At 64.7% G+C, this 25,880-nt stretch carries 27 protein-coding genes; 13 read left to right on the top strand and 14 right to left on the bottom strand.

From position 1 onward, the window contains the following. Positions 1–6 precede the first annotated feature (6 nt). The 3 genes from ACODSK_RS09995 to ACODSK_RS10005 form a co-directional block, all read right to left on the bottom strand. A complete protein-coding gene (locus tag ACODSK_RS09995; protein ID WP_075805203.1) occupies positions 7–801 on the bottom strand; it encodes a thiazole synthase in 795 nt (264 codons plus the stop codon). A 51-nt stretch (positions 802–852) separates the two neighbouring features. Beyond that, positions 853–1,053 (bottom strand): sulfur carrier protein ThiS, encoded by a 201-nt coding sequence (gene thiS / locus ACODSK_RS10000; RefSeq protein WP_489015760.1) that lies wholly within the window; start codon positions 1,051–1,053, stop codon positions 853–855. 102 nt (positions 1,054–1,155) lie between these two features. Next, a complete protein-coding gene (locus ACODSK_RS10005; RefSeq protein ID WP_489015761.1) occupies positions 1,156–1,527 on the bottom strand; it encodes a DUF423 domain-containing protein in 372 nt (123 codons plus the stop codon). A gap of 68 nt (positions 1,528–1,595) precedes the next feature. Between ACODSK_RS10005 and mtgA the strand changes: the two genes are divergently transcribed. After that, the gene (gene mtgA / locus ACODSK_RS10010) at positions 1,596–2,300 is read left to right on the top strand and encodes a monofunctional biosynthetic peptidoglycan transglycosylase (protein ID WP_489015763.1); all 705 of its coding nucleotides are present in this window, start codon (positions 1,596–1,598) and stop codon (positions 2,298–2,300) included. A gap of 197 nt (positions 2,301–2,497) precedes the next feature. On the opposite strand, the gene rpoH is transcribed toward mtgA, so the two are convergent. From rpoH to ftsY, 4 genes are all read right to left on the bottom strand, one after another. After that, a complete protein-coding gene (gene rpoH / locus ACODSK_RS10015) occupies positions 2,498–3,352 on the bottom strand; it encodes an RNA polymerase sigma factor RpoH (RefSeq protein ID WP_009396783.1) in 855 nt (284 codons plus the stop codon). Positions 3,353–3,466: 114 nt separating this feature from the next. Then, positions 3,467–4,495: a permease-like cell division protein FtsX gene (gene ftsX, locus ACODSK_RS10020; RefSeq protein WP_489015764.1), complete on the bottom strand. Its 1,029-nt coding sequence runs from the start codon at positions 4,493–4,495 to the stop codon at positions 3,467–3,469. Beyond that, positions 4,492–5,163 (bottom strand): cell division ATP-binding protein FtsE, encoded by a 672-nt coding sequence (gene ftsE / locus ACODSK_RS10025; protein ID WP_116551618.1) that lies wholly within the window; start codon positions 5,161–5,163, stop codon positions 4,492–4,494. Before ftsE ends, ftsX begins: the two co-directional genes overlap by 4 nt. Then, the gene (ftsY, locus tag ACODSK_RS10030; protein WP_489015766.1) at positions 5,160–6,557 is read right to left on the bottom strand and encodes a signal recognition particle-docking protein FtsY; all 1,398 of its coding nucleotides are present in this window, start codon (positions 6,555–6,557) and stop codon (positions 5,160–5,162) included. The genes ftsE and ftsY overlap by 4 nt, the downstream gene beginning before the upstream one ends. Before the next feature lie 238 nt (positions 6,558–6,795). On the opposite strand from ftsY, the gene ACODSK_RS10035 reads away from it, so the two are divergent. The 4 genes from ACODSK_RS10035 (at position 6,796) to ACODSK_RS10050 (ending at position 11,253) form a co-directional block, all read left to right on the top strand. Next, a complete protein-coding gene (locus ACODSK_RS10035) occupies positions 6,796–8,148 on the top strand; it encodes a M16 family metallopeptidase (RefSeq protein WP_489015767.1) in 1,353 nt (450 codons plus the stop codon). After that, positions 8,145–9,593, top strand: coding sequence for a M16 family metallopeptidase (locus tag ACODSK_RS10040; RefSeq protein ID WP_489015768.1), 1,449 nt, complete (start codon positions 8,145–8,147; stop codon positions 9,591–9,593). Before ACODSK_RS10035 ends, ACODSK_RS10040 begins: the two co-directional genes overlap by 4 nt. Beyond that, positions 9,593–10,174, top strand: coding sequence for a 16S rRNA (guanine(966)-N(2))-methyltransferase RsmD (rsmD, locus tag ACODSK_RS10045; protein ID WP_489015770.1), 582 nt, complete (start codon positions 9,593–9,595; stop codon positions 10,172–10,174). Before ACODSK_RS10040 ends, rsmD begins: the two co-directional genes overlap by 1 nt. 92 nt (positions 10,175–10,266) lie before the next feature. Further along, positions 10,267–11,253, top strand: coding sequence for a hydrolase (locus ACODSK_RS10050; protein ID WP_489015771.1), 987 nt, complete (start codon positions 10,267–10,269; stop codon positions 11,251–11,253). Here the strand turns inward: ACODSK_RS10050 and ACODSK_RS10055 are convergent, their stop codons facing one another. Beyond that, positions 11,254–12,108 carry a sulfurtransferase gene (locus ACODSK_RS10055; RefSeq protein ID WP_489015773.1) on the bottom strand — a complete coding sequence of 285 codons (855 nt, stop codon included), beginning with the start codon at positions 12,106–12,108 and terminating at the stop codon, positions 11,254–11,256. A 30-nt stretch (positions 12,109–12,138) separates the two neighbouring features. Beyond that, positions 12,139–12,804 (bottom strand): TetR/AcrR family transcriptional regulator, encoded by a 666-nt coding sequence (locus ACODSK_RS10060; protein ID WP_489015774.1) that lies wholly within the window; start codon positions 12,802–12,804, stop codon positions 12,139–12,141. A 217-nt stretch (positions 12,805–13,021) separates the two neighbouring features. On the opposite strand from ACODSK_RS10060, the gene ACODSK_RS10065 reads away from it, so the two are divergent. From ACODSK_RS10065 to ggt, 6 genes are all read left to right on the top strand, one after another. Continuing rightward, on the top strand, positions 13,022–14,437 hold the full coding sequence (locus ACODSK_RS10065; protein WP_489015776.1) for a coniferyl aldehyde dehydrogenase: 1,416 nt from the start codon (positions 13,022–13,024) through the stop codon (positions 14,435–14,437). A gap of 51 nt (positions 14,438–14,488) precedes the next feature. Continuing rightward, a complete protein-coding gene (locus ACODSK_RS10070; protein ID WP_489015811.1) occupies positions 14,489–14,974 on the top strand; it encodes a twin-arginine translocation pathway signal protein in 486 nt (161 codons plus the stop codon). Between the two features lie 14 nt (positions 14,975–14,988). Beyond that, positions 14,989–16,617, top strand: a complete 1,629-nt coding sequence (locus ACODSK_RS10075) for a GMC family oxidoreductase (protein WP_489015777.1) — start codon at positions 14,989–14,991, stop codon at positions 16,615–16,617. Between the two features lie 72 nt (positions 16,618–16,689). Beyond that, the gene (coaD, locus tag ACODSK_RS10080) at positions 16,690–17,169 is read left to right on the top strand and encodes a pantetheine-phosphate adenylyltransferase (RefSeq protein ID WP_476744891.1); all 480 of its coding nucleotides are present in this window, start codon (positions 16,690–16,692) and stop codon (positions 17,167–17,169) included. Between the two features lie 111 nt (positions 17,170–17,280). Next, positions 17,281–17,532, top strand: a complete 252-nt coding sequence (locus ACODSK_RS10085) for a YfhL family 4Fe-4S dicluster ferredoxin (protein ID WP_011531711.1) — start codon at positions 17,281–17,283, stop codon at positions 17,530–17,532. Beyond that, on the top strand, positions 17,532–19,217 hold the full coding sequence (gene ggt / locus ACODSK_RS10090; protein ID WP_489015779.1) for a gamma-glutamyltransferase: 1,686 nt from the start codon (positions 17,532–17,534) through the stop codon (positions 19,215–19,217). The genes ACODSK_RS10085 and ggt overlap by 1 nt, the downstream gene beginning before the upstream one ends. Before the next feature lie 108 nt (positions 19,218–19,325). Here ggt and mutM read toward each other — a convergent pair whose 3' ends face one another. Together mutM and ACODSK_RS10100 are read right to left on the bottom strand one after the other, a co-directional pair. Continuing rightward, positions 19,326–20,138, bottom strand: a complete 813-nt coding sequence (mutM, locus tag ACODSK_RS10095) for a bifunctional DNA-formamidopyrimidine glycosylase/DNA-(apurinic or apyrimidinic site) lyase (RefSeq protein ID WP_489015781.1) — start codon at positions 20,136–20,138, stop codon at positions 19,326–19,328. 3 nt (positions 20,139–20,141) lie between these two features. Then, positions 20,142–20,954, bottom strand: a complete 813-nt coding sequence (locus ACODSK_RS10100) for an HDOD domain-containing protein (RefSeq protein WP_489015813.1) — start codon at positions 20,952–20,954, stop codon at positions 20,142–20,144. Positions 20,955–21,151: 197 nt separating this feature from the next. Here ACODSK_RS10100 and ACODSK_RS10105 point away from each other — a divergent pair, with 197 nt between their 5' ends. Next, on the top strand, positions 21,152–22,348 hold the full coding sequence (locus ACODSK_RS10105) for a class I SAM-dependent rRNA methyltransferase (protein ID WP_489015782.1): 1,197 nt from the start codon (positions 21,152–21,154) through the stop codon (positions 22,346–22,348). A 59-nt stretch (positions 22,349–22,407) separates the two neighbouring features. On the opposite strand, the gene ACODSK_RS10110 is transcribed toward ACODSK_RS10105, so the two are convergent. The 3 genes from ACODSK_RS10110 to ACODSK_RS10120 form a co-directional block, all read right to left on the bottom strand. Next, entirely contained in the window at positions 22,408–22,809 is a 402-nt protein-coding gene (locus ACODSK_RS10110) for a type II toxin-antitoxin system HicB family antitoxin (RefSeq protein ID WP_489015783.1), read from the bottom strand. A 29-nt stretch (positions 22,810–22,838) separates the two neighbouring features. After that, positions 22,839–23,021 (bottom strand): type II toxin-antitoxin system HicA family toxin, encoded by a 183-nt coding sequence (locus ACODSK_RS10115; RefSeq protein ID WP_489015784.1) that lies wholly within the window; start codon positions 23,019–23,021, stop codon positions 22,839–22,841. Between the two features lie 105 nt (positions 23,022–23,126). Continuing rightward, a complete protein-coding gene (locus tag ACODSK_RS10120; protein ID WP_489015785.1) occupies positions 23,127–23,609 on the bottom strand; it encodes a DUF2867 domain-containing protein in 483 nt (160 codons plus the stop codon). A 321-nt stretch (positions 23,610–23,930) separates the two neighbouring features. Between ACODSK_RS10120 and ilvD the strand changes: the two genes are divergently transcribed. Then, positions 23,931–25,772, top strand: coding sequence for a dihydroxy-acid dehydratase (gene ilvD / locus ACODSK_RS10125; protein ID WP_489015786.1), 1,842 nt, complete (start codon positions 23,931–23,933; stop codon positions 25,770–25,772). Positions 25,773–25,880: the final 108 nt, after the last annotated feature.

A 25,880-nucleotide genomic window follows, 5' to 3' on the forward strand; every position in this document is an offset into this window, starting at 1 on the left:
GGACTCTTACTTGATCAGGCCATCCAGCGGCGACGAGGCGCTGGCATAGAGTTTTTTCGGCATGCGCCCGGCGAGGTAGGCCATGCGACCGGCGATGATCGCGTGCTTCATCGCTTCGGCCATCATGATCGGCTGCTGGGCGTGGGCGATGGCCGAGTTCATCAGCACCGCTTCGCAACCCAGCTCCATGGCGATGGTGGCGTCGGAGGCAGTACCGACACCGGCATCCACCAGCACCGGGACCTTGGCTTCTTCGAGGATGATCTGCAGGTTGTACGGGTTGCAGATCCCCAGGCCGGTGCCGATCAGGCCGGCCAGCGGCATGACCGCGATGCAGCCGGCTTCGGCCAGCTGGCGGGCGATGATCGGGTCGTCGCTGGTGTAGACCATCACGTCGAAACCGTCCTTGACCAGCACTTCGGCGGCCTTGAGGGTCTCGATCACGTTGGGGAACAGGGTCTTCTGGTCGGCCAGGACTTCCAGCTTGACCAGGTTGTGGCCATCCAGCAGCTCACGGGCCAGGCGGCAGGTGCGCACGGCTTCGACCGCGTCATAGCAGCCGGCGGTGTTGGGCAGGATGGTGTAGCGGTCTGGCGGCAGTACGTCGAGCAGGTTCGGCTCGCCCGGGTTCTGGCCGATGTTGGTCCGGCGCACGGCGACGGTGACGATCTCGGCACCCGAAGCCTCGATGGCCAGGCGGGTTTCTTCCATGTCACGGTACTTGCCGGTGCCGACCAGCAGGCGCGACTGGAAGGTACGGCCGGCCAGGGTGAAGGGCTTGTCGCTACGAACGTTGCTCATCGTTGATCCTCTTGTGGGGGGAGGGACTTGCGGGTGGCCAACGGCTGCTTTCTAGCCGCCGCCAATGGCGTGGACCACCTCGACCTGGTCACCCTCGGCGAGAGCGGTGCTGTCGTGCTGGCTGCGCGGCACGATGTCCAGGTTCAGTTCGACCGCCACCCGGCGACCGGTCAGGTCGAGCCGGCCCAGCAGGGCCGCGACGCTCTCGCCGTCGGGCAATTCGTAAGGTTCACCGTTCAGTTGAATGCGCATGCGCACGGCCGCCATTGTTTTCAGGGGCCCGCATTCTAGCGCCGATCCGCGCCCGAACCCAAGGCCGGTCGACACCATTCGTCACGATTTTCGACCCGCGAGTCAGCCCATCCGCCAGGCCGCCAGGGCCAGGCACAGCCAGCCGCCAAGGAATGCCAGGCCGCCGATCGGGGTGATGATGCCGAGCTTGCCGATGCCGCTCAGGGTGAGGATGTACAGGCTGCCGGAGAACAGCAGGATGCCGACGACGAACAGGCTGCCGGCCCAGGAGGTCAGGCGGCCGGGCAGGTGCACGCTGAGGATGGCGACGCCGAACAGGGCCAGGGCGTGGATCAACTGGTAGGTGACGCCGGTGTGGAAGATCGCCAGGTACTCGGCGCTGAGGCGGGCCTTCAGGCCATGGGCAGCAAAAGCGCCGAGGGCGACGCCGGTGAAGCCGAAGAAGGCCGCGAGCAAGAGAAAGCTGCGAAGCATGCGAAGAACTCCTGAAAGACACGGGTCTGTATAATGGCCCGCTCATCCGCCGCGGCCAAGCCATCATCATGCTGTCACTCGTTCTCCGCCGCCTGTTTCGTGCAGCGCTCTGGTTCGCCGCTGGCAGCGTCGTGCTGGTGCTGATCTTCCGCTGGGTACCACCGCCGGGCACGGCGTTGATGGTGGAGCGCAAGGTCGAGTCGTGGATCGACGGCGAGCCTATCGACCTGCAGCGCGACTGGGAGCCGTGGGAGAAGATCTCCGATGACCTCAAGGTCGCGGTGATTGCCGGCGAGGACCAGAAGTTCGCCAGCCACTGGGGCTTCGACTTCACCGCCATCCAGGCCGCCCTGGCCCATAACGAGCGGGGCGGAACCATTCGCGGGGCCAGCACCTTGAGCCAGCAGGTGGCGAAGAACCAGTTTCTCTGGTCCGGCCGTAGCTGGCTGCGCAAGGGATTGGAGGTGTGGTTTACCGGGCTGATCGAGCTGCTGTGGTCGAAGGAGCGGATTCTCGAGGTCTACCTGAACAGTGCCGAGTGGGATGAAGGCGTGTTCGGCGCCCAGGCGGCGGCGCGGCATCACTTTGGCGTGGATGCGAGCCGGTTGACCCGGCAACAGGCCAGCCTGCTCGCGGCGGTATTGCCCAATCCGAGGAACTGGAGTGCCAGTCGGCCAAGCAGCTATGTGGCGCGGCGGGCCGGGTGGATTCGGCAGCAGATGAGCCAGTTGGGTGGGGATAGCTATCTGGAGCAGTTGAACACTTCGAGATAAACCACATCCTTGTGGGAGCGAGCTTGCTCGCGAACGGGCGCGCAGCGGCCGCAAATCCGGACAAACCAATCTGGGACCGCTGTCGCGGTCCTTCGCGAGCAAGCTCGCTCCCACAAGTGTTCTCAAATCCATAAATTGCGGCCAATAAAAAACCCGACCTTGCGAGTCGGGTTTTCTGTTTTCAGCTACCGGAGCGATCAAGCGGCGATCAGGGCTTTCACCTTGTTCATCGCATTCTTCTCCAGCTGACGAATGCGCTCCGCCGAGACACTGTACTTGGCCGCCAGGTCATGCAAGGTGGCCTTTTCCTCGGCCAGCCAGCGCTGGTAGAGGATGTCGCGGCTACGTTCGTCCAGGCCCTGCAGAGCTTCGTGCAGGTTGTTCGACGAGCTGTCGCTCCAATCGGCGTCTTCCAGTTGGCGAGCCGGGTCGTAGCGGTGGTCTTCCAGGTAGTTGGCCGGCGACTGGAAAGCACTGTCGTCGTCGGCTTCGGAGGCCGGGTCGAAGGCCATGTCCTGGCCGGTCAGGCGGCTTTCCATCTCGCGGACTTCCCGCGGCTCCACACCCAGGCTCTCAGCGACGCGATGAACTTCGTCGTTGTTCAGCCAGGCCAGACGTTTTTTCTGGCTGCGCAGGTTGAAGAACAGCTTGCGCTGGGCCTTGGTGGTCGCAACCTTGACGATGCGCCAGTTGCGCAGGATGAACTCGTGGATCTCGGCCTTGATCCAGTGCACCGCGAAGGACACCAGACGCACGCCCATTTCCGGGTTGAAGCGTTTTACCGCCTTCATCAGGCCTACGTTGCCTTCCTGGATCAGGTCGGCCTGGGCCAGCCCGTAGCCGGCGTAGCTGCGGGCGATATGTACAACGAAGCGCAGGTGCGCAAGCACCATTTGCCGAGCGGACTCAAGGTTCTGCTCATAGTAGAGACTCTCGGCCAGTTCACGCTCCTGCTCGGCGGTCAGCAGTGGAATGCTGTTCACCGTGTGCACGTAGGCCTCGAGGTTTGCACCCGGGACCAGGGCGTAAGCAGGTTGCAACGAAGTGGTCATACGAAAAAACCTCCGACTCACTGAACTCGTGCCCGTAGGCACTGCCAACATTGACCGGGAACCGCGAAACAAGTTCCCCAAAAACCCAACATAGTCAATACCAGCAAAAAGACACTATCGTGGCGCCAGCTCACTCAGGTGACGGGCCACCGCGATCCATGCACCGATATACCCTAACAGCACTGCACCAAGCAAGAGCGACAGACCATCGGCAGAGGGCACGCCAGCCAGGGCGAAATCGCTGCCATACAGTCCTGACAGGTCGACCACCGCGTCGTTCAGCCAGTTCAAGCCGAACGCCAGTACTCCCCAGGACAGGATCCCCGCACCAAAACCGTACAGCGCGCCCATATATAGGAAGGGGCGACGCACATAACTGTCGGTACCGCCAACCAGCTTGATCACTTCGATCTCGGTGCGACGGTTCTCGATATGCAGACGTATCGTGTTACCAATCACCAGCAACAGGGCCGACACCAGCAGCACCGTCAGGCCGAAGACGAAACGGTCACCCAGCTTGAGGATCGCCGCCAGACGCTCGACCCAGACCAGGTCGAGCTGGGCCTGCTCGACCCGTGGCAACTCCGACAAACGCTGGCGCAAGGCCTCCAGTGCCGGCTTGTCGACTTCGGCCGGGGTCACCACCACCACGCCAGGCAGCGGGTTTTCCGGCAGTTCGCGCAGTGCTTCGCCGAGACCGGACTGTTGCTGGAACTCGCTCAGTGCCTGCTCGCGGCTGACATATTCGGCATCAGCCACGCCCGGCAAGGCCTTGATCTGATCGCGCAGCCCCTCACCGTCACGGACGCTGGCATCCAGCTTCAGGTACACGGAAATCTGCGCGGCCCGCTGCCACGAACCACCAAGGCGCTCGATATTGCTGAGGATCAGCGACAAGCCCATGGGCAGGCTCAAGGCCACTGCCATCACCAGGCAGGTGAAGAAACTGCCGATCGGCTGCTTGCCCAGGCGGCGCAAGCTGTCCATCAGGCTGGAGCGATGACTTTCCAGCCAGGCGTGCAGCAGGGTGCGAAAATCCGGGCCGTCGTCTTCGTCGCCGCCCTTCTTTTTCTTCTCTGGCTGCGGATCGGCGGCCTTCGGCGCCACCCGCTCGGATACTTTGGGACTACGTGTCGCACTCATTGCCCGGCCTCCCCATCGCCGATCAGGCGACCGCGCTGCAGCGTCAGCATGCGATGGCGCATACGCGCGATCAGGGCCAAGTCGTGGCTGGCGATCAGCACGCTGGTGCCCAGGCGGTTGATATCTTCGAAAACACCCATGATCTCCGCAGCCAGGCGCGGGTCGAGGTTACCGGTAGGTTCGTCCGCCAGCAGCAGGGCCGGACGATGGACGATGGCGCGGGCAATACCGACGCGCTGCTGCTGGCCGGTGGACAGGTCGCCGGGGAACAACTGGGCCTTGTCCGACAGGGCCACGCGCTCCAGCGCCGAATCGACCCGCTTGGCGATCTCGACCTTGGACAGGCCGAGGATCTGCAGTGGCAAGGCGACGTTGTTGAACACGGTGCGATCGAACAGCAACTGGTGGTTCTGGAACACCACACCGATCTGCCGGCGCAGGAACGGAATCTGCGCATTGCTGATCTGGCCCAGGTCCTGCCCGGCCAGCAGCAGCTTGCCGCTGGTCGGTCGTTCCATCGCCAGCAACAGGCGCAGCAGGGTGCTCTTGCCGGCCCCGGAGTGACCGGTCACGAACAGAAATTCGCCCCGGCGCACCCGAAAACTCAGCTCATGCAGGCCAACGTGACCATTCGGATAGCGCTTGGCGACCTGTTCGAATCGGATCATGGATGCTCCTGCTCGGCAAACAGTGCTTTAACGAAGGGCTCCGCCTCGAACGGACGCAGATCGTCGATCCCTTCCCCTACGCCAATATAGCGAATGGGCAGGCCGAACTGCTTGGCCAGGGCGAAGATCACCCCGCCCTTGGCGGTGCCGTCCAGCTTGGTCAGGGCCAGGCCGGTCAGTTCGACGCTCTGGTTGAAATGCTTGGCCTGGTTGATGGCGTTCTGGCCGGTGCCGGCATCGAGGACCAGCAGGACCTCGTGCGGTGCATCAGCATCGAGCTTGCCGATGACCCGACGGACCTTCTTCAGCTCTTCCATCAGGTTGTCCTTGGTGTGCAGGCGACCGGCGGTATCGGCGATCAGCACATCGATGCCACGGGCCTTGGCGGCCTGCACGGCGTCGAAGATCACCGAGGCCGAATCGGCACCGGTGTGCTGGGCGATGACCGGGATGTGATTGCGCTCGCCCCACACCTGCAACTGCTCCACCGCCGCTGCGCGGAAGGTGTCACCGGCGGCCAGCATGACCTTCTTGCCTTCGAGCTGGAGCTTCTTCGCCAGCTTGCCGATGGTGGTGGTCTTGCCCGCACCGTTGACGCCGACCACGAGGATCACGAACGGCTTGTTCTGCGACTGGATGCGCAGCGGCTGCTCGACCGGCTTGAGCAGGCCGGCCAGCTCGTCCTGCAGGGATTTGTACAAGGCGTCGGCATCGGCCAGTTGCTTGCGCGCGACCTTCTGGGTCAGGTTCTGCACGATCAGCGAAGTAGCCTCTACGCCGACGTCGGCGGTCAGCAGGCGGGTTTCGATTTCATCGAGCAGGTCGTCGTCGATGGCCTTCTTGCCGAGGAACAGGCTGGCCATGCCCTCGCCAATGCTGGCGCTGGTCTTCGACAGGCCTTGCTTGAGACGGGCGAAGAAGCCGGTCTTGGCCTCTTCGACAGGAGCCGGGGCGGGGGCGGGGGCAGGAACCGGAGCTGCAATGACCGGCTCGGCCACGACAACCGGAGCGATCGGCGCAGGCTCGACCACCGGGGCAGGTTCGACGGCAGGTTGGGCGACAGCGACAGGCAGCTCGGGAATCGCCGGCGGCGCTACTGGTTCCAGGTCCGGAACCAGCGCAACCGGCTCTTCCGGCACCGGCAGGACCAGGCTGGATACCGGCGCAGCTGGCGGCTCGATAACAACCGGCGCTACCGGCTCGGGAGCGACCTGCGGGGCGACGGCGAGCGGCGCTTCCACGACTACCGCAGGCGCGGGTTCGGAAGGCTCTGGGGCTTGGGTTTCAGGCTGTTCGACAACAGGTTGCTGGGGCTTCTTGCGCAGCCAGCCGAACAGGCCTTTCTTTTCACCGGGCGCGCCCGGCGTTTTTTTGTCGTCGTTGGAACCAAACATGGAAGACGGCTATCTCAGGGTGGCGATGCGCCAGTGCGGCGCACTCGGAATTCTTTTGTAACGCAGAACAGACTCCTTTGAAGCCGGCTCGTTCGTGCGCGTCGTCTATTTTGTCGGGGGAGCCTTTGCGGCGACATCCTCGACAGGCATGGTCGCCAGGCAACCGGATCAGTATCCTAGCACCTCCTAGCCCGCCGACGCTAAGGCCAAGCGGGCAGCCCAACAGGTTGAATCATTGATGAATGCTCTAGCCCGCCGTGCCGCTGGCCTGCTGCTCGGCACGATCTGCATGCCCCTCGCGGCCTTCGCCGCCGACCCGCAACCCACCCATGAATTCATCCTCGACAACGGCCTGAAAGTGGTCGTGCGCGAAGACCATCGCGCCCCGGTGGTGGTGTCCCAGGTCTGGTACAAGGTCGGCTCCAGCTATGAAACCCCGGGCCAGACCGGCCTCTCCCACGCCCTCGAACACATGATGTTCAAGGGCAGCGAGAAACTCGGCCCCGGCGAGGCCTCGCGCATCCTGCGCGACCTCGGTGCCGAGGAAAACGCCTTCACCAGCGACGACTACACCGCCTACTACCAGGTGCTGGCCCGCGACCGCCTGAACGTCGCCCTGGAACTCGAAGCCGACCGCATGGCCAGCCTGCGCCTGCCGGCCGACGAGTTCAGCCGCGAAATCGAGGTGATCAAGGAAGAGCGCCGCCTGCGCACCGACGACAACCCCGGCGCCAAGGCCTTCGAGCTGTTCAAGGCGATGGCCTACCCGGCCAGCGGCTACCACACCCCGACCATCGGCTGGATGGCCGACCTGCAGCGCATGAAGGTCGAGGAACTGCGCCACTGGTACGAATCCTGGTACGCACCGAACAACGCCACCCTGGTGGTAGTAGGCGACGTCACCGTGGACGAAGTGCGCAAGCTGGCCGAACGCTGGTTCGCCAAGATCCCCAAACGCACCCTGCCACCGAGCAAGCTGCCGCTGGAACTGGCCGAGCCGGGCCTGCGCCAGCTCACCGTGCATGTGCGCACCCAGTTGCCGAGCCTGATCTTCGGCTTCAACGTACCGGGCCTGGCCACCGCCAAGAACCCGCGAGAAGTCCACGCCCTGCGCCTGATCTCCGCCCTGCTCGACGGCGGCTACAGCGCACGCATGGCCAGCCGCCTGGAGCGCGGCGAAGAACTGGTGGCCGGCGCTTCCAGCCGCTACGACCCGTTCGCCCGCGGCGACAGCCTGTTCGTGCTCTCGGCCACGCCGAACACCCAGAAGAAAAAGACCCTGGCCGAAGTGGAAGCCGGTATCTGGAAACTCCTGGATGAGCTGAAAACCACGCCGCCAAGCGCCGAGGAACTGGAACGCGTGCGCGCCCAGGTCATCGCCGGCCTGGTCTACGACCGCGACTCCATCAGCAGCCAGGCCACCACCATCGGCCAACTGGAGACCGTCGGCCTGTCGTGGAAACTGATCGACAACGAACTGGACGAACTGAAGAGCGTGACCCCGGCGGATATCCAGAACGCCGCGCGCACCTACTTCACCCGTGAACGCCTGAGCGTTGCCCATGTACTGCCCGAGGAGCCGGCGAAATGATCCTGCCGTCCACCCGCTTGTTCGCTGCCACTGTCCTGGCCTTCGCCCTCGTCGGCCCGCTGCACGCCGCCGAGACCAAGCCCGCCAACACCCTGCAGTCCCTCGCCGAACTGGAAGGCAAGGCGCCGCCAAGCCACCGCACCCTGAACATCCAGACCTGGAACACCGCCGAAGGCGCCCGCGTGCTGTTCGTCGAGGCCCACGAGCTGCCGATGTTCGACCTGCGCCTGACCTTCGCCGCCGGCAGCAGCCATGACGACAACCTGCCCGGTGTCGCCTCGCTGACCAACGCCATGCTCAACGAAGGCGTGGCCGGCAAGGACGTCAACGCCATCGCCCAGGGCTTCGAGGGCCTCGGCGCGGACTTCGGCAACGGCGCCTACCGCGACATGGCAGTGGCCTCGCTGCGCAGCCTGAGCGTTGCCGACAAGCGCGAGCCGGCGCTGAAACTGTTCGCCGAAGTGGTCGGCAAGCCGACCTTCCCCGCCGACGCCATGGCCCGGATCAAGAACCAGATCCTCGCCGGCTTCGAATACCAGAAGCAGAACCCCGGCAAGCTGGCCAGCCTGCAACTGTTCGAACGCCTGTATGGCAAGCACCCGTATGGTCACCCGGCCGACGGCACCGCCGAGAGCATCCCGCCGATCACCGTCGAACAGCTGCGCGCCTTCCACGCCAAGGCCTATGCCGCCGGCAACACGGTGATCGCCCTGGTCGGCGACCTCAGCCGCAAGGACGCCGAAGCCATCGCCGCCCAGGTTTCCGCCGCGCTGCCGAAAGGCCCGGCGCTGGCCAAAGTCGAGCAACCGATCGAGCCCAAGGCGGGCCCTAGCCATATCGACTTCCCGTCCAAGCAGACCCACCTGCTGCTGGCGCAACTGGGCATCGACCGCAACGACCCGGACTACGCCGCGCTGTCCCTGGGCAACCAGATTCTCGGCGGTGGTGCCTTCGGTACCCGTCTGATGAGCGAAGTCCGCGAGAAGCGCGGCCTGACCTACGGCGTGTACTCCACCTTCGTGCCGATGCAGGCGCGCGGGCCGTTCATGATCAACCTGCAGACCCGTGCCGAACTCAGCGAAGGCACCCTGAAGCTGGTCCAGGACCTGCTGCGCGACTACCTGAAAAGCGGCCCGACCCAGCAGGAGCTGGACGACGCCAAGCGTGAACTGGCCGGCAGCTTCCCGCTGTCCAACGCCAGCAATGCGAGCATCGTTGGCCAACTGGGGGCCATCGGCTTCTATAATCTGCCGCTGACCTACCTTGAAGACTACATGCGCCAATCCCAGGAACTGACCGTCGAGCAGGTCCGGGATGCGCTGAATCGCCACCTGTCCGCGGACAAGCTGGTGATCGTTACCGCAGGGCCGACCGTGCCGCAGCAGCCGCTGCCACCGCCCCTCGCCAAACCCGCCGAGCAGCCGCTCGGTGTACCGGAGCATTAATGGCCAGTCCATCCAAGCCGCAAGCGGGCCAAGGCCAGTTGCGCATCATCGCCGGCGAATGGCGCAGCCGTCGCCTGAGCTTCCCCGACGCCCCCGGCCTGCGCCCGACGCCGGACCGGGTGCGGGAAACCCTGTTCAACTGGCTCGCGCCCTATATCGAAGGGGCCAAGGTGCTGGATGCCTTCACCGGCAGCGGCGCCCTGTACCTGGAAGCCCTGTCCCGCGGTGCCGGCGATGCCGTTGCCGTGGACAGCAACCCGGCGGCCATTTCCAGCCTGAGAAACAACCTCGAAGTGCTGCGCTGCCCGCGTGGTCAGGTGGTGCAGAGCGACGTGCTGCGCTACCTGCAAGGTGAAGCGAAACAACAGTTCGACGTGGTCTTCCTCGATCCGCCCTTCCACCAGGACCTGCTCCCGCAAGCCTGCGAGCTGCTGGAAAACGGCGGCTGGCTGGCCGCGCATTCGTGGATCTACATCGAGAGCGAAAGCGCGCCATCGTCCCTGAACCTGCCGGGCAACTGGCGCCTGCACCGGGAAAAGAAAGCCGGCCAGGTGCATTACGCACTGTGGGAACGCGGCTGATCGTCATCTGTCCGTCATACGGCGCGGCAGCCGCTGCAACCAGCACTTACACTGCTGGTTAGAGCTGCCGCGCACTCCCAGGTAACGCCATGATGTCCAAGTCCTCCTTCAAGCCCGCAACGGGCTTGCGCAATCCCCACCTGCAAACCCTCTGGGGTCCCCTTTGGCGCAAATCGGTACCGCTGGATCACCAGCGCGAACGCTTGTGGCTGGCCGACGGCGACTTTCTCGATCTTGACTGGAGTGGCCCGCATCGCAACGACACACCGCTGGTCCTGGTGCTGCACGGGCTGACCGGCTCGTCCTCATCCCATTACGTGCTCGGCCTGCAACATGCCTTGCAGGCGCGGGGCTGGGCCAGCGTGGCGGTGAACTGGCGCGGCTGCTCCGGCGAGCCGAACCTGCTGCCGCGCAGCTATCACTCCGGCGCCAGCGAAGACCTGGCGGAAGTGGTCGCCCACCTGCGCGCGCAGCGGCCAGCGGCGCCGCTGTATGCCGTGGGCTATTCACTGGGGGGTAATGTGCTGCTCAAGCACCTGGGCGAAGCCGGGTCGGCCAGCCAGTTGCAGGGCGCCGTGGCGGTGTCGGTGCCATTTCGCCTGGACCAGTGCGCCGACCGCATAGGCCAGGGCTTTTCCCGGGTGTACCAGGCGCACTTCATCAAGGCGATGGTCAGCTATGTGAAGACCAAGCAGGAGGACTTTCTCCAGCGCGGCCATCATGAAGGCCTGGAAACCCTGTCCCGCCTCGGCCCCTTAACCAACCTGCGCACCTTCTGGGATTTCGATAACCGCTTTACCGCGCCGCTCAACGGTTTCAGCGATGTCCACGACTACTACAAGCGCTCGTCCAGCCGCTATTACCTGGGCGAGAACCGCACGCCGACCCTGATCATCCAGTCCAGCGACGACCCCTTCGTGTTCAGCCACAGCCTGCCCGAGGCAAGAGAGCTGGCGAGTAGCACCACCCTGGAACTGCACGCCCATGGCGGTCATGTCGGCTTCGTCGATGGCAGCCTGCGCCAGCCGGGTTACTACCTGGAACGGCGGATTCCCGAGTGGCTGGCGCGGCAGGGTTGATCAGTCGCCAGTCGCGACCTGGCGCTGCGGGTCGGTGATCCACTCGCTCCACGAGCCGGCGTACAGCGGCGCCAGTGGGTAGCCGGCCAGGCTCAGGGCGAACAGGTTGTGGCAGGCGGTGACGCCAGAACCACAATAGGCCACCAGTTCCTGCGGCTTGCGCTCACCCAGCAAGGCCTGGAAACGCGCCTTGAGCTGATCGGCCGACAGGAAGCGCCCGTCGGTACCAAGGTTGTCGGTGAACGCCGCGCACTGCGCACCGGGGATATGCCCGGCCACCGGGTCGATCGGCTCGACTTCCCCGCGGAAACGCGGCAGGGCGCGAGCATCGAGCAAGGTCAGGGCCGGGTCGCCAAGGCGCTCGCGCAGTTTCTCGGCGCTGACCAGCAGGGCCGGATCCGGCTTGCCGCTGAAATGGCCTTCACGGCGCTCCGCCGGGTCCAGGCTCAACGGCAGGCCTGCGGCATGCCAGGCCTTGAGGCCGCCATCGAGGATCGACACCCCGCTGCGCTTGCCCAACCAGGCCAGCAACCACCAGGCGCGGGCGGCGAACGCGCCGGGACCGTCGTCGTACAGCACGATATCGCTGTCGTTGCTGATACCCCACTGCTGCAGGCGCTCGATCAGGCGCCCCGGCTGCGGCAGCGGATGGCGCCCGGTCACGCCCTTGACCACCGGCCCGCTGAGATCGCGCTCCAGATCGGCGAAGTGCGCCCCGGCAATATGCCCCTCGGCGTAGCTGCGCTGACCGTAGTCAACGTCCTCCAGGGCAAAACGACAATCGAGAATCACCAGCTTCGGGTCGCCGAGGCGCTCCGCCAGTTGCTGGGGTGCAATCAGTTGCGCGAGGGGCATGACAGTCTCCATATCGATTGAAAGGGCACGCTACTGCTCCAGCGCCTGCTGCAGCGGTACGTAGAATTCTTCACACAGCGCGTCCACCGCCGGGCGGGCGGTGGCGGTGAGGTAGCCAAGCTCCAGCACCAGTACCTGGTAGACACCACGCTTGATGGCTTCTTCACTCAGGTGCGCGGAATTTTCCCGGGTGGTGCAGAGAAAGCGCACCCAGGAAGTCAGGACGATCCAGGTGTTGAGGGTCAGCGACTCGAGTTGCACCGCATTCATCTCCAGGATCCCGGCCTCGACGAAACCTTCGTAGATGGCCTGGCCCTTGAGCAGGCAGCGCTGGGAAAACCGCCGGTAGCGCGCGGCCAGCTCCGGGTCGCTGTCGAGCAGATGCTCCAGGTCGCGGTGCAGGAAACGGTAGTTCCACATCGCCGCGAGGATCGCCTTCAGGTAGAAGCGCTTGTCCTCGACCGTGGCCAGACGGCCTTTGGGCGGATGCAGGAAACTTTCCACCTGTTCCTCATACTGACTGAACAACTCGGCAATGATTTCCTGCTTGTTGGCGAAGTGGTAGTACAGGTTGCCCGGCGAAATCTCCATGTGCGCAGCGATGTGGTTGGTGCTGACACTGCGTTCGCCCTGCTGGTTGAACAGCTCCAGGCTGTTTTGCACGATGCGCTCGCGGGTCTTGATGCGCGGGGCCATGACTCAGCTCCAAATACATGAGCCTGAAATGATTGCTTGATCTTACGGCGTTGGGGGGTGGGTTGCATCCATGGGAGTCGTGGGGGGATTCATCGCTGGCAAGCCAGCTCCCACAGGGTCCGCGGATCCCTGTGGGAGCTGGCTTGCCAGCGATGAGGCCTTGGAAGCCCATACAAAATCAGGTTTAGAGTATATGCTCTAGCCGAAACAACAAATCATGGAGGTCCCGATGTCCCAGCTGGACTGGCTCGACACCCTGTTCGCCGCACAGCGCGACGCCTTCAACCGCCTGCCCATGCCGCCTCTGGCCCAGCGCCGACAGTGGCTCAAGGCCCTGCGCCAGGCCCTGGTCGCCCGCCAGGACGAACTGGCCGCTGCCATCGATCAGGATTTCAACGGCCGCAGCGCCGATGAAACCCGCCTCGCCGAACTGCTGCCCAGCGTCCAGGGCCTGGCCCACGCGGAAAAACACCTGGCGCGCTGGATGAAACCCAGGCGCCGCAGCGTCGGCCTGGCCTTCCAGCCCGCCAGCGCACGGGTGCAGTACCAGCCGCTGGGCGTGGTCGGGGTCATCGTGCCGTGGAACTACCCGCTGTTCCTCGCCATCGGCCCGCTGACCGGCGCCCTCGCCGCCGGCAACCGGGTGATGCTCAAGCTCAGCGAAACCACCCCGGCCACCGGCCAACTGCTCAAGTCGCTGCTGGAGTCGGTGTTCCCTACCGACATGGTCTGCGTGGTCCTCGGCGAGGCCGAGGTCGGCGAAGCCTTCTCCAGCCTGCCGTTCGATCACCTGCTGTTTACCGGCGCCACCAGCATCGGCCGCAAGGTGATGCGCGCCGCCGCCGACAACCTGACCCCGGTGACCCTGGAACTCGGCGGCAAATCCCCGGCCATCGTCTCGAACAGCGTACCCCTGGCCGATGCCGCCGAGCGCATCGCCTTCGGCAAGACCCTCAACGCCGGTCAGACCTGCGTCGCCCCCGATTACGTGCTGGTACCGCGCGAACGCATTCCCGGCTTCATCGATGCCTACCGCGAGGCGGTACGGCGCTTTTATCCACGGATCACCGACAACCCCGACTACACCGCGATCATCAGCCCGCGCCACCTGGCCCGGCTCAACGGCTATCTCGACGACGCCCGCCGCCAGGGCGCGCGGATCACCAGCCTGTACCCGGACGAAACCCCGCCAGACCGCCGCCTGCCACCGCTGGTCCTGGAGAACGTCGGCGACGCCATGCAGGTGATGCAGGACGAAATCTTCGGCCCGCTGCTGCCGGTGGTGCCCTACGAACAGATCGACGACGCCATCGCCTACATCAACCAGCGCCCGCGTCCGCTGGCCCTGTACTACTTCGGCTACGAGCGCGGCGAACAGCGCCTGGTGCTGGACAACACCCATTCCGGCGGCGCCTGCCTCAACGACACCTTGCTGCACGTGGCCCAGGACGATCTGCCGTTCGGCGGCGTCGGCCCGTCCGGCATGGGCCATTACCACGGTTTCGAGGGTTTCCAGACATTCAGCCAGGCCAAGGGCGTGCTGGCCAAGCAACGGCTGAACCTGGCGCGATTGATCTACCCGCCCTACGGCAAGCGTCTGCAACAACTGGTGTACCGCTTCTTTATCCGCTGATCGCTGCACAGGCCCACAACAATGACAACACGCCTGCCCGAAGCCGCCGCGCTGAACCGCCGCGGCCTGCTCAAGTTCAGTCTCGGCGCCACGCTGTTTCTCGGTGGCGCCAGCCTGGTCGGTTGTAGCGCCGAGACGCCAGCCAACGGCTTTCGCATCCTGCGCGACGGCGACCTGCCCATGCTCCGGGCGGTGACGCCGGTGGTGCTGGCCGGGACCAGTGCCCCCGTCGAGGCCGTGCTCGCCCGCCTCGATGAAGCCCTGGCCAGCCTGTCCCCGGAGATGCTCAAGCTGACCCGGCAACTCTTCGACGTGCTCGCCCTGCCCTTCACCCGCGGCCCACTGACCGGCGTCTGGGGCAGTTGGGAGCAGGCATCCGCTCAGCGCATCGAAGCCTTTCTCCTGCGCTGGAGTGACAGCTCGTTGAACCTGCTGCGCCAGGGCCATGCCTCGCTGCTGCAACTGCTGCTGATGGCCTGGTACAGCCTGCCCGCCTCCTGGGGCGCCTGCGGTTATCCCGGTCCGCCGAAAATCTGAACAAGAGTCCGACCATGCCCGTACCCGACCTGTTTCGCGACGGCCTCGCCCGCGGCTGGAAAGCCCGCGACGCCTCGACCCTGGACCAGGACCTGAGCCTGGAAACCGATATCGCCATCATCGGCAGCGGCGCCGGAGGTGCCACCAGTGCGGAAATCCTCAGCGCTGCCGGCTTCCGCGTGCTGCTGATCGAAGAAGGTCCGCTGAAGACCAGCAGCGACTTCAAAATGCTGGAAAACGAGGCCTACGCCAGCCTCTACCAGGAAGGCATCGGCCGCCTGAGCAAGGACGGCGCCATCACCATCCTCCAGGGCCGCGCCGTAGGTGGCACCACGCTGATCAACTGGACCTCCAGCTTCCGTACCCCGGAGCCGACCCTGCGTCACTGGGCCAAAGAGCACGGGGTCGAAGGTCACGGCGTGGAAGATCTCGCACCCTGGTTCGAACGCATGGAGCAACGCCTGGGCATCGCCCCATGGCAACTGCCGCCCAATGCCAACAATGATGTGCTGCGCCGCGGCTGCGAGGCCCTGGGACTGGACTGGAAGGTGATCCCGCGCAATGTCCGCGGGTGCTGGAACCTCGGCTATTGCGGCATGGGCTGCCCGGTGAACGCCAAGCAATCGATGCTGGTGACCAGCATTCCGGCGGCCCTGGAACAAGGCGGCGAACTGCTCTACCTGGCCCGCGCCGAGCGTCTGGAGCACGACGGGCAGCGCATTGGCGAGCTGCATTGCGTGGCCATGGACAAACACTGCGTGGCGCCGACCGGTCGCCGCATCCGCGTCCGCGCGCGACACTACGTGCTGGCCGGCGGCGGCATCAACAGCCCGGCCCTGCTGCTGCGTTCGAAGGTGCCGGACCCGCAGGGGCACGTGGGCAAACGCACCTTCCTGCACCTGGTCAACTTCAGCGCCGCGCGCTTCGCCGAGCCGGTCAACCCGTTCTATGGCGCGCCGCAATCGATCTACAGCGACCACTTCCAATGGCGCAACGGCGTCAGTGGCCCCATGGGCTACAAGCTGGAGGTACCGCCGCTGCACCCGGCCCTGGCCGCCACCCTGCTCGGCGGCTTCGGCGAGGACAACGCCCTGCGCATGGCCGACCTGCCCCATACCCACGTGATGCTGGCCCTGCTGCGCGACGGCTTTCACCCGGATAGCCGTGGCGGCAGCGTGGAATTGCGCGACGATGGCTCGCCGGTGCTGGACTACCCGGTGTCGGCCTACGCCTGGGAGGGTGTGCGCCGGGCATTTCACAGCATGGCGGAAATTCAGTTTGCCGCCGGTGCAGAAAGCGTTCTGCCCCTGCATGCCGCTAGCCGCCCTGCCCGCAGCCTTGCCGAAGCACGGGACATGATCGACGCACTCAGCCTCGAACCGTTCCTCACGCGCCTGGGCAGCGCCCATGTGATGGGTGGCTGCGCCATGGGCAAAGACCCGGAACAGAGCGTCTGCGACAGCCTCGGCCGGCATCACCGTCTGGAAAACCTGTCGATCCACGACGGTTCGCTGTTCCCCACCAGCATCGGCGCCAACCCGCAATTATCGGTGTACGCCATCAGCGCGCGGCTCAGCCAGTTGCTCGGTGAACGCCTGCAGAACCAGTCCGGCGGCCTTGTCCATAGTGCCTTTGGCCGATGATGGCGACTTGGCCGGGGCGCATCGGCTGCGCTACCATCCGAGTCCCTAACGCACTCCTGCCAGGACGACGCGATGAACCGAGTGTTGTACCCGGGTACTTTCGACCCTATTACCAAGGGCCATGGCGATCTGGTCGAACGCGCCTCGCGTCTGTTCGATCACGTGATCATCGCGGTTGCCGCCAGCCCCAAGAAAAATCCGCTGTTCCCCCTGGAACAACGGGTCGAACTGGCGCGGGAAGTGACCAAGCACCTGCCCAACGTCGAGGTCCTCGGCTTCTCCACGCTGCTGGCGCACTTCGCCAAGGAGCAGCAGGCCAATGTCTTCCTGCGCGGCCTGCGCGCGGTGTCGGACTTCGAGTACGAGTTCCAGTTGGCCAACATGAACCGGCAACTGGCGCCCGACGTCGAGAGCCTGTTCCTCACCCCTTCCGAGCGTTACTCGTTCATTTCCTCGACCCTGGTGCGCGAGATCGCGGCCCTGGGCGGCGATATCACCAAATTCGTCCACCCAGCGGTGGCCGACGCGCTGACCGAGCGATTCAAGAAGTAATCTCAACTCCGGCCTGAAACCCGCGCCCGCGTGCACTGCGGGCGCTAATACGGCACAATTGCGCCCATTGGTTTTCAATTGCCAGGGCAAAGGTTCCTGGCCGGAGTCCCCATGTCCCTGATCATCACCGACGATTGCATCAACTGCGACGTCTGCGAACCCGAGTGTCCGAACGCCGCCATCTCCCAGGGCGAAGAGATCTACGTGATCGACCCGAACCTGTGCACCCAGTGCGTTGGCCACTATGACGAACCGCAGTGCCAGCAGGTCTGCCCGGTCGACTGCATCCCCCTGGATGAAGCCCATCCGGAAACCGAAGACGAGCTGATGGCCAAGTACCGCCGTATTACCGGCAAGGCCTGATGACCGGCGTCGCTGCGCTTCGCTCCCTCGTTCTTGGCGCCAGCCTGGCGCTGTGCAGTGTTGTGGCCCTGGCCGATGGCCCGGGTCACGCAGCGATCGCCACACCTCACCCCCAAGCGACCGCCGCGGCGCGGGAAATCCTCCAGCAAGGCGGCAACGCCTTCGACGCGGCGATCGCCGTGAGCGCTGCCCTGGCCGTGGTCGAGCCCTATGGCTCGGGGCTCGGCGGCGGTGGCTTCTTCCTCCTGCGCCAGCCCGGCGAGCCGGCCAGCTACCACTTCATCGATGCCCGCGAGAAAGCGCCCGGCAAGGCGACGGCGGACATGTACCTGAAGGACGGCAAGGTGCAGCCCGGCCTGTCGATCAATGGCCCGCTGGCCGCGGCGATTCCCGGCCTGCCGGCGGCGCTGGACGAACTGGCTGCGCGTTACGGCAAGCTGCCATTGAAAAGCACCCTGGCCCCGGCAATCCGCCTGGCCAACCAGGGTTTCAGCGTCGACCGCATCTACCGCGACCGTGCGCAACTGCGCCTGGCGGCCATGCGCGACGACGCGGAAACCGCCCGGTTGTTCCTCGTCCAAGGTGAAGTCCCCGCGCCCGGCACGCTGATTCGCCAACCGGAGCTGGCAAAGACCCTGCAACACCTGGCCGATCAGGGCCGCGATGGTTTCTATCGCGGGCCGGTAGCCGCAGGGCTGGTCAAGGAAGTGAACGCGGCAGGCGGGATCTGGAGCCTGGACGACCTGGCCGGCTATCGCGTCGCCGAGCGCGAACCGCTGCGCTATCGCCTCGCCGACCAGCGCGAACTGATCAGCGCCCCACCGCCTTCCGCCGGCGGCGTGGCCATCGCCCAGAGCCTGGCCATGCTGCAACGCCTGCCCTGGCAAAGCGCCGACAAGGTCCAGCGCGCCCACTATGTGCTGGAAGTGCTGCGCCGCGCCTACCGCGATCGCGGCCTGCTGGGCGATCCCGACCATGTGGATAACCCCATCCCGCAACTGCTTTCGCGCCAGCATCTGGTCAGCCTGGCCGACAGCATCGATATCCACGCCGCTACGCCCAGCGCCAGCCTGCCGCCGTCGCCACCGTGGCGCGAAGGCGATCACACCACCCACTTCGCGGTGATCGATGCCGACGGCAATGCGGTGGCGGCGACCCTGTCGGTCAACCTGCCGTTCGGCGCCGCCTTTACTCCGGTCGGCACCGGCGTGGTGCTGAACAACGAAATGGACGATTTCGCTGCCGACCCTCAAGGCAGCAACAGCTACGGGCTGGCGGGCAGCCAGGCCAATGCGGTGGCGGCGGGCAAGCGGCCGTTGTCGAGCATGAGCCCGAGCTTTATCGAAAGCCCCACGCAGTTCGCCGCCTTCGGCACGCCGGGCGGCAGCCGGATTCCGAGCATGGTGCTGCTGTCGATACTGGAGTACCTCGATGGCCGGCCGGTGGACACCTGGCCGGCGGTGCCGCGCTATCACCACCAGTACCTGCCGGATGTGGTGGAGCATGAGCCGGGAGCGTTCAGTGCGGCCGAGATGGAGGAACTGCGCGAGCGTGGGTACAGCCTGAAGGATGTGGGGCGCAGTTACGGGAATCAGCAGGTGCTGTTCTGGGACAAGCAGGATGGGCGGCTGGAAGGGGCCAGTGACCCCAGAGGCGTCGGCCGTTCAGAAGTGATGAATCCCTGACGCCCTCATCGCTGGCAAGCCAGCTCCCACAAAGTCCCGAGGTGCACCGCCGAACCTTGTGGGAGCTGGCTTGCCAGCGATGAGGCCAGTAAATTCAGCGAAGCCCCCCTACTTCTGGCACTTGGGACAGAACACACTGGCCCGCTGCCCCAGCTTCACATCCCGCAAGGTCGAGCCACACACCTTGCACGGCTCCCCGCCCCGCCCATAGACGAACAGCTCCTGCTGGAAATACCCCGGCTGGCCATCGCCGCCGATAAAGTCGCGCAACGTGGTACCGCCCCGCTCGATCGCCGCCGCCAGGACCCGCTTGATCTCGATGGTCAGGCGCAGATACCGCGCCCGCGAAATGCTCCCGGCCTCGCGCCGTGGATCGATCCCCGCCGCAAACAACGCCTCGGTCGCATAGATATTGCCCACGCCCACCACCACCGCGTTGTCCATGATGAACGGCTTGACCGCCATCGAACGCCCACGGGACAGCTGGAACAAACGCTCGCCATCGAACAGGTCGGTCAGCGGCTCCGGCCCGAGCTTGACCAGCAGCTCATGCTCCAGCGGCGCCTGGCTCCACAACATCGCGCCGAAGCGCCGTGGATCGGTGTAGCGCAGCGCCAGGCCGGACTCCAGCTCGATATCCACGTGTTCATGCTTTTCCGCCGGCAAGCCGATTGGCACCAGGCGCAGGTTGCCGGACATACCCAGGTGGCTGATCAACGTCCCCACCTCGGCATTCAGCAACAGGTACTTGGCGCGGCGCTCCACCGACACGAAGCGCTGCCCGGACAGGCGCACGTCGAGGTCTTCGGGGATCGGCCAGCGCAGGCGCCGGTCGCGCACGATCACGCGGCTGACGCGCTGGCCTTCAAGATGAGGGGCGATGCCCCGGCGGGTGGTTTCGACTTCTGGCAGTTCAGGCATGAATCAGTGGCTACCCAGTTCCTGGATGTTTTGCTTGACGTTGTCGAAGTCGTATTCCGACAGGCCGATATAGTCCAGCACCAGGTGCCCGACGGTATTCCATTCGTGGTCGACGCCCTGGTTGCCGAGCACCCGGTACGAGGCGCAGATATGCTCGGCCATCTTCAGGATCGCCAGCAGGTTCTTCAGCGGTGCGGTCTGCGGCGACTCGTCGGTGAATACCGCCAGGGCATTGTGGTGGTTGGCGATGGCCGTGCTGACATGCTCCGGCAGGCGCCACGACTTGGCGGTGTAATAGCCGACCACCGCATGGTTGGTGTTGAACACCTGGTTTTCCGTATCGACCACGCGCTGCCGCTCGCCGGCGCTGGCGTAGGCGTCTTCCAGCACGCTCATGTAGTCGGGGAAGCGCTTGAGCATCAGCGGCACGCCGCAATCGTGGAACAGTCCCAGGGCATAGGCTTCGTCCACCGCCTGGGTGCCGAAGCGCTTGGCCAGGGTCAGGCAGGTCATGGCCACATCCTGGGCGGTGTCCCAGAAGCGGTTGAGGGTGACGATGGTTTCATCGCTCATCTCGCCCTTGATCGACTGCGCGTTGATCAGGTTGATGATCGAGCGGCTGCCCAGCAGATTCACCGCGCGCTGGATCGAGGCGATCTTGTTGGTCAGCCCGTAATGCGCCGAGTTGACGATCTTCAGCAACGAACCGGACAGCCCCGGATCCTGGGAGATCAGCTTGGCGATCACCTCCAGGTCGGGATCGGGCATGTACTGCTCCATCTGCAGGTCGACCATGATCTGCGGCTGGGGCGGCACGCTGATGCCTTGCAGGGCTTGCTGGATCTGTTCGGCGGTGAGTTCCTGGATCATAAGTTCACACTCGGGGCTGACGGGCGATTCTAACCTGATCGGTTGAGTAAATGACGGCCCTTTGCCCTGCAATTTGTCGCGACGACAGGCCCCCGATGCAGGCGACACGGTATACTCCCGCTCTTTTTTCCCGGAGCGACGTCATGTCCCTGCCCAGCCTTCGTCTCAAAGCCAATGCCGATCGCCGCTTGCGCGCCGGCCACCTGTGGGTCTACAGCAACGAGATCGACGTCGCCGCCACTCCGCTGCACGGTTTCAAGGCCGGTGACCAGGCGGTGCTGGAAGCCGCTGGGGGCAAGGCCCTGGGCATCGTCGCCCTGAGCCCGAACAACCTGATCTGCGCCCGCCTGCTGTCGCGCGACGTCAAGCTGGCGCTGGACAAGTCCCTGCTGGTGCACCGCCTGAACGTCGCCCTGTCGCTGCGCGAGCGCCTGTTCGACAAGCCGTTCTACCGCCTGGTCTACGGCGACTCCGACCTGCTGCCGGGCCTGGTGGTCGACCGCTTCGGCGACATCCTGGTGGTCCAGCTCGCCTCGCCGACCATGGAACGCCACCGCGACGACGTCCTGGCCGCACTGATCCAGGTGCTCAAGCCGAGCGGCATCCTGTTCAAGAACGACTCCTCGGCCCGTGATGCCGAAGGCCTGGAGCGTTACATCGAAACCGCCTACGGCGAAGTGCCGGAGTGGGTCGCCCTGGAAGAGAACGGCGTCAGGTTCGAAGCGCCGGTGATGGAAGGCCAGAAGACCGGCTGGTTCTACGACCACCGCATGAACCGCGCGCGCCTGGCGCCGTACGTCAAGGGCAAGCGCGTGCTCGATCTGTTCAGCTACATCGGTGGCTGGGGCGTGCAGGCCGGTGCCTTCGGCGCCAGCGAAGTGTTCTGCGTCGATGCCTCGGGCTTCGCCCTGGATGGCGTCGAGCGCAACGCCACGCTGAACGGCTTCGCCGAAAAGGTCACCTGCATCGAAGGTGACGTGTTCGCCGCCCTGCGCGAACTGAAGGCTGCCGAAGAGCGCTTCGACGTGATCGTCGCCGACCCGCCCGCCTTCATCAAACGCAAGAAAGACCTGAAGAACGGCGAAGCGGCCTACCGCCGCCTGAACGAGCAAGCCATGCGCCTGCTCACCAAGGACGGCATTCTGGTCAGCGCCTCGTGCTCCATGCACCTGCCGGAAGACGACCTGCAGAACATCCTGCTCACCAGCGCCCGCCACCTGGACCGCAATATCCAACTGCTGGAGCGCGGCGGCCAGGGCCCGGACCACCCGGTGCATCCGGCGATTCCGGAAACCCGCTATATCAAGAGCATCACTTGCCGGTTGTTGCCGAACAGCTGATAGGCGCTTGAATGAAAAATCCCGGCCTGGTGCCGGGATTTTTTATGGGTTCATTCTTTTTAGCGCCCCAGTTTCTCCATCGCCGCATCCGCAAGGAAGGATGACCGGCTTTTCACATTGTGATCGCGCACATAGCGGTCGATCTGCTGAATGACAAAACCAGGCAAGGTCACATTCACTTTTTCGGTCTTGCCCAAATATGGAGTGATGTCGATCTCCAGCATGCCCCACCCCATCTCTTCGAAGTCGGGATTGCCCCGATGGTTCGCGATACTGGTAGGCAGAGGAATGGGCTGGCCGCTTCCGGCGATCTCTTGCAGCAGGATGTGCGCGACCTCGACTGCGGCGGCATAGGCTTCTTCAAAAGAATCACCCGCTGTGACGGCGCCGGGAATATCAGGGATCTGGATACCGGTAGCGGTTTTCTCATCGCCCCACTCGATGCAAATAGGGTATTGCATGGTTGTCTCCTGCTCGGATGCAGACTTGATCAACGGAGCCCGGCTCGCTGCCTGATGCTTTTTACCGTACCTAACGGCAAGTCCTTTTTCGGGTGGGGCACGGGTATCAGGTTCGGATTATCCGGGTGTTTGAAAATATGATGACTTCCAGTGATGCGCTTCAAAACCCATCCGGCGGCTTCAAGCTCCTTGATCAGTTGTCTGCTTTGCACCTTCGCTTCTCCTTCGCGAGCGAAGGCAGAACATACCTCTGGGTGCATGGAAGCACTAATGCAAAAGATGTGTCCAGAGGTATCTTTCAAGAGGGACGGTAGCGCCTACAATCCTCCCAACATCGCCTTCACCACCCGTCGATGAAACGGCGCGATCAAGCGCATGTACATCCGCCCCAGCAGGTTATGCGGCTCGACGATGGAGGTCAGGCTGAGCTGGTTGTTCGGGTCCAGGTGCACGGAAATCATCACGTCGAGGTGACTGTCCTTGAGGGTCAGCACCAGCTCCCGGTCAGTCACCGCCGCGACCTGGAAGAAATCCAGCTGGTCGCCGACCCGCGGGGTCTGCTGCTCGCGCAGGTTGAAACCGGCCACCGGCTTGAGCCCGAAAGGCCGCACCATCAGGTCGCGGACCCGCAGCGCCTGGTTGATCCAGTCCGGTACCGCGCGGCTCATGCGCTGGTAGGCATCGAGCGCGGTCAGGCCCTGTTCCGGGGTGACGCGGCGGGCGAAGCAGTCGAAGAACCAGGCCGTGGTGGAGAGCATGCGCAGCACGCTGCTGGCGGGCACATCGGCTGGGTGGACCATATTTCCTCCATGAAAAAGTTCGTCATGACAACGACGGCGCCCACGGTAGCGCTCTAGTTCGCGGAAAGCGAGCCCGTCGGCAAATTCATGCCAGCAGGCGCCAACTGTCCATTGCGCCATTCCTTCCGCACGCCAGCGGTGTAGAATCGGCCTATTCATCGCCAGTCATCCCCCGGCGGGTTTATGAGCTCTGGCCAAGCGTGCGGCGATCCCGCGACGTCTTCGGCCTCATCCGTACCAGCGGCCACCTGCCTTCCGGTACCAAGGACAAGAGAAGCTCACTCCCCTTTTTGTTACCTGATTAGCCGCCAGGAGTGCTTCATGCCTGATTACCGTTCCAAAACGTCCACCCACGGCCGCAACATGGCCGGTGCCCGCGCGCTGTGGCGTGCCACCGGCATGAAGGACGAGGATTTCAAGAAGCCGATCATCGCCATCGCCAACTCCTTCACCCAGTTCGTCCCGGGCCACGTGCACCTGAAGGACCTGGGCCAGCTGGTCGCCCGCGAAGTCGAACGCGCCGGTGGCGTGGCCAAGGAATTCAACACCATCGCGGTGGATGACGGCATTGCCATGGGTCATGACGGCATGCTGTATTCGCTGCCGAGCCGCGAAATCATCGCCGACTCCGTCGAGTACATGGTCAACGCCCACTGCGCCGACGCCATCGTCTGCATCTCCAACTGCGACAAGATCACCCCTGGCATGCTGATGGCCGCCCTGCGCCTGAACATCCCGGTGATCTTCGTGTCCGGCGGCCCGATGGAAGCCGGCAAGACCAAGCTGGCCAGCCACGGCCTGGACCTGGTCGACGCCATGGTCATCGCCGCCGACTCCAGCGCCAGCGACGAGAAGGTCGCCGAGTACGAGCGCAGCGCCTGCCCGACCTGCGGGTCCTGCTCCGGCATGTTCACCGCCAACTCGATGAACTGCCTGACCGAAGCCCTGGGCCTGTCCCTGCCGGGCAACGGCTCGACCCTGGCCACCCACGCCGACCGCGAGCAGCTGTTCCTCACCGCCGGCCGCACCATCGTCGAACTGTGCAAGCGCTACTATCAGGACAACGACGCCAATGTCCTGCCGCGCAACATCGCCAGCTTCAAGGCGTTCGAGAACGCCATGACCCTCGACATCGCCATGGGCGGTTCGACCAACACCATCCTGCACCTGCTGGCCGCCGCCCAGGAGGCCGAGCTGGCCTTCGACCTGCGCGACATCGATCGCCTGTCGCGCAAGGTGCCGCAGCTGTGCAAGGTGGCGCCGAACATCCAGAAGTACCACATGGAAGACGTCCATCGCGCCGGTGGCATCATCAGCATCCTCGGCGAGCTGGCCCGTGGCGGCCTGCTGCACACCGACGTGCCGACCGTGCACTCGCCGAGCCTGGAAGAAGCCATCGCCAAGTGGGACATCACCCAGACCGACGACGAAGCGGTGCACCACTTCTTCAAGGCCGGCCCGGCAGGCATCCCGACCCAGACCGCGTTCAGCCAGTCGACCCGCTGGGACACCGTGGACGACGACCGTGAAAACGGCTGCATCCGCAGCGTCGAGCACGCCTACTCGCAGGAAGGCGGCCTGGCCGTGCTGTACGGCAACATCGCCCTCGACGGTTGCGTGGTGAAGACCGCCGGTGTCGACGAGTCGATCCACGTCTTCGAAGGCAACGCCAAGATCTTCGAAAGCCAGGACAGCGCGGTGCGCGGCATCCTCGCCGACGAAGTGAAGGAAGGCGATATCGTCATCATTCGCTACGAAGGTCCGAAAGGCGGGCCGGGCATGCAGGAAATGCTCTACCCGACCTCGTACCTGAAGTCCAAAGGCCTGGGCAAGGCCTGCGCCCTGCTGACCGACGGCCGTTTCTCCGGCGGTACCTCGGGCCTGTCCATCGGCCACGCCTCGCCGGAAGCGGCAGCCGGCGGCGCCATCGGCCTGGTGCAGGACGGCGACAAGGTGCTGATCGACATCCCCAACCGCTCGATCAACCTGCTGGTCAGCGATGAAGAGCTGGCGGCACGTCGCGTCGTTCAGGACCAGAAGGGCTGGAAACCGGTGGAGCAGCGTCCACGCAAGGTGACCACCGCGCTGAAGGCCTACGCCCTGCTGGCGACCAGCGCCGACAAGGGTGCGGTGCGCAACAAGGCGTTGCTTGACGGGCTGTGAGTTGGCCTGCTGAATGAAAAAACCGGCGCCCTTGGGTGCCGGTTTTTTATGGAAGCTCTTTGTTGGTTTCAAAGACCTCATCGCTGGCAAGCCAGCTCCCACAGGGTT

The organism is Pseudomonas sp. FG98 (genome assembly GCF_057808595.1).

What these genes read in the sequence shown, in the direction of transcription:
- ACODSK_RS09995 (WP_075805203.1), bottom strand. Translation starts at nt 801, where the DNA reads ATGAGCAACGTTCGTAGCGACAAGCCCTTCACCCTGGCCGGCCGTACC.
- thiS (WP_489015760.1), bottom strand. Translation starts at nt 1,053, where the DNA reads ATGCGCATTCAACTGAACGGTGAACCTTACGAATTGCCCGACGGCGAG.
- ACODSK_RS10005 (WP_489015761.1), bottom strand. Translation starts at nt 1,527, where the DNA reads ATGCTTCGCAGCTTTCTCTTGCTCGCGGCCTTCTTCGGCTTCACCGGC.
- mtgA (WP_489015763.1), top strand. Translation starts at nt 1,596, where the DNA reads ATGCTGTCACTCGTTCTCCGCCGCCTGTTTCGTGCAGCGCTCTGGTTC.
- rpoH (WP_009396783.1), bottom strand. Translation starts at nt 3,352, where the DNA reads ATGACCACTTCGTTGCAACCTGCTTACGCCCTGGTCCCGGGTGCAAAC.
- ftsX (WP_489015764.1), bottom strand. Translation starts at nt 4,495, where the DNA reads ATGAGTGCGACACGTAGTCCCAAAGTATCCGAGCGGGTGGCGCCGAAG.
- ftsE (WP_116551618.1), bottom strand. Translation starts at nt 5,163, where the DNA reads ATGATCCGATTCGAACAGGTCGCCAAGCGCTATCCGAATGGTCACGTT.
- ftsY (WP_489015766.1), bottom strand. Translation starts at nt 6,557, where the DNA reads ATGTTTGGTTCCAACGACGACAAAAAAACGCCGGGCGCGCCCGGTGAA.
- ACODSK_RS10035 (WP_489015767.1), top strand. Translation starts at nt 6,796, where the DNA reads ATGAATGCTCTAGCCCGCCGTGCCGCTGGCCTGCTGCTCGGCACGATC.
- ACODSK_RS10040 (WP_489015768.1), top strand. Translation starts at nt 8,145, where the DNA reads ATGATCCTGCCGTCCACCCGCTTGTTCGCTGCCACTGTCCTGGCCTTC.
- rsmD (WP_489015770.1), top strand. Translation starts at nt 9,593, where the DNA reads ATGGCCAGTCCATCCAAGCCGCAAGCGGGCCAAGGCCAGTTGCGCATC.
- ACODSK_RS10050 (WP_489015771.1), top strand. Translation starts at nt 10,267, where the DNA reads ATGTCCAAGTCCTCCTTCAAGCCCGCAACGGGCTTGCGCAATCCCCAC.
- ACODSK_RS10055 (WP_489015773.1), bottom strand. Translation starts at nt 12,108, where the DNA reads ATGCCCCTCGCGCAACTGATTGCACCCCAGCAACTGGCGGAGCGCCTC.
- ACODSK_RS10060 (WP_489015774.1), bottom strand. Translation starts at nt 12,804, where the DNA reads ATGGCCCCGCGCATCAAGACCCGCGAGCGCATCGTGCAAAACAGCCTG.
- ACODSK_RS10065 (WP_489015776.1), top strand. Translation starts at nt 13,022, where the DNA reads ATGGAGGTCCCGATGTCCCAGCTGGACTGGCTCGACACCCTGTTCGCC.
- ACODSK_RS10075 (WP_489015777.1), top strand. Translation starts at nt 14,989, where the DNA reads ATGCCCGTACCCGACCTGTTTCGCGACGGCCTCGCCCGCGGCTGGAAA.
- coaD (WP_476744891.1), top strand. Translation starts at nt 16,690, where the DNA reads ATGAACCGAGTGTTGTACCCGGGTACTTTCGACCCTATTACCAAGGGC.
- ACODSK_RS10085 (WP_011531711.1), top strand. Translation starts at nt 17,281, where the DNA reads ATGTCCCTGATCATCACCGACGATTGCATCAACTGCGACGTCTGCGAA.
- ggt (WP_489015779.1), top strand. Translation starts at nt 17,532, where the DNA reads ATGACCGGCGTCGCTGCGCTTCGCTCCCTCGTTCTTGGCGCCAGCCTG.
- mutM (WP_489015781.1), bottom strand. Translation starts at nt 20,138, where the DNA reads ATGCCTGAACTGCCAGAAGTCGAAACCACCCGCCGGGGCATCGCCCCT.
- ACODSK_RS10105 (WP_489015782.1), top strand. Translation starts at nt 21,152, where the DNA reads ATGTCCCTGCCCAGCCTTCGTCTCAAAGCCAATGCCGATCGCCGCTTG.
- ACODSK_RS10110 (WP_489015783.1), bottom strand. Translation starts at nt 22,809, where the DNA reads ATGCAATACCCTATTTGCATCGAGTGGGGCGATGAGAAAACCGCTACC.
- ACODSK_RS10120 (WP_489015785.1), bottom strand. Translation starts at nt 23,609, where the DNA reads ATGGTCCACCCAGCCGATGTGCCCGCCAGCAGCGTGCTGCGCATGCTC.
- ilvD (WP_489015786.1), top strand. Translation starts at nt 23,931, where the DNA reads ATGCCTGATTACCGTTCCAAAACGTCCACCCACGGCCGCAACATGGCC.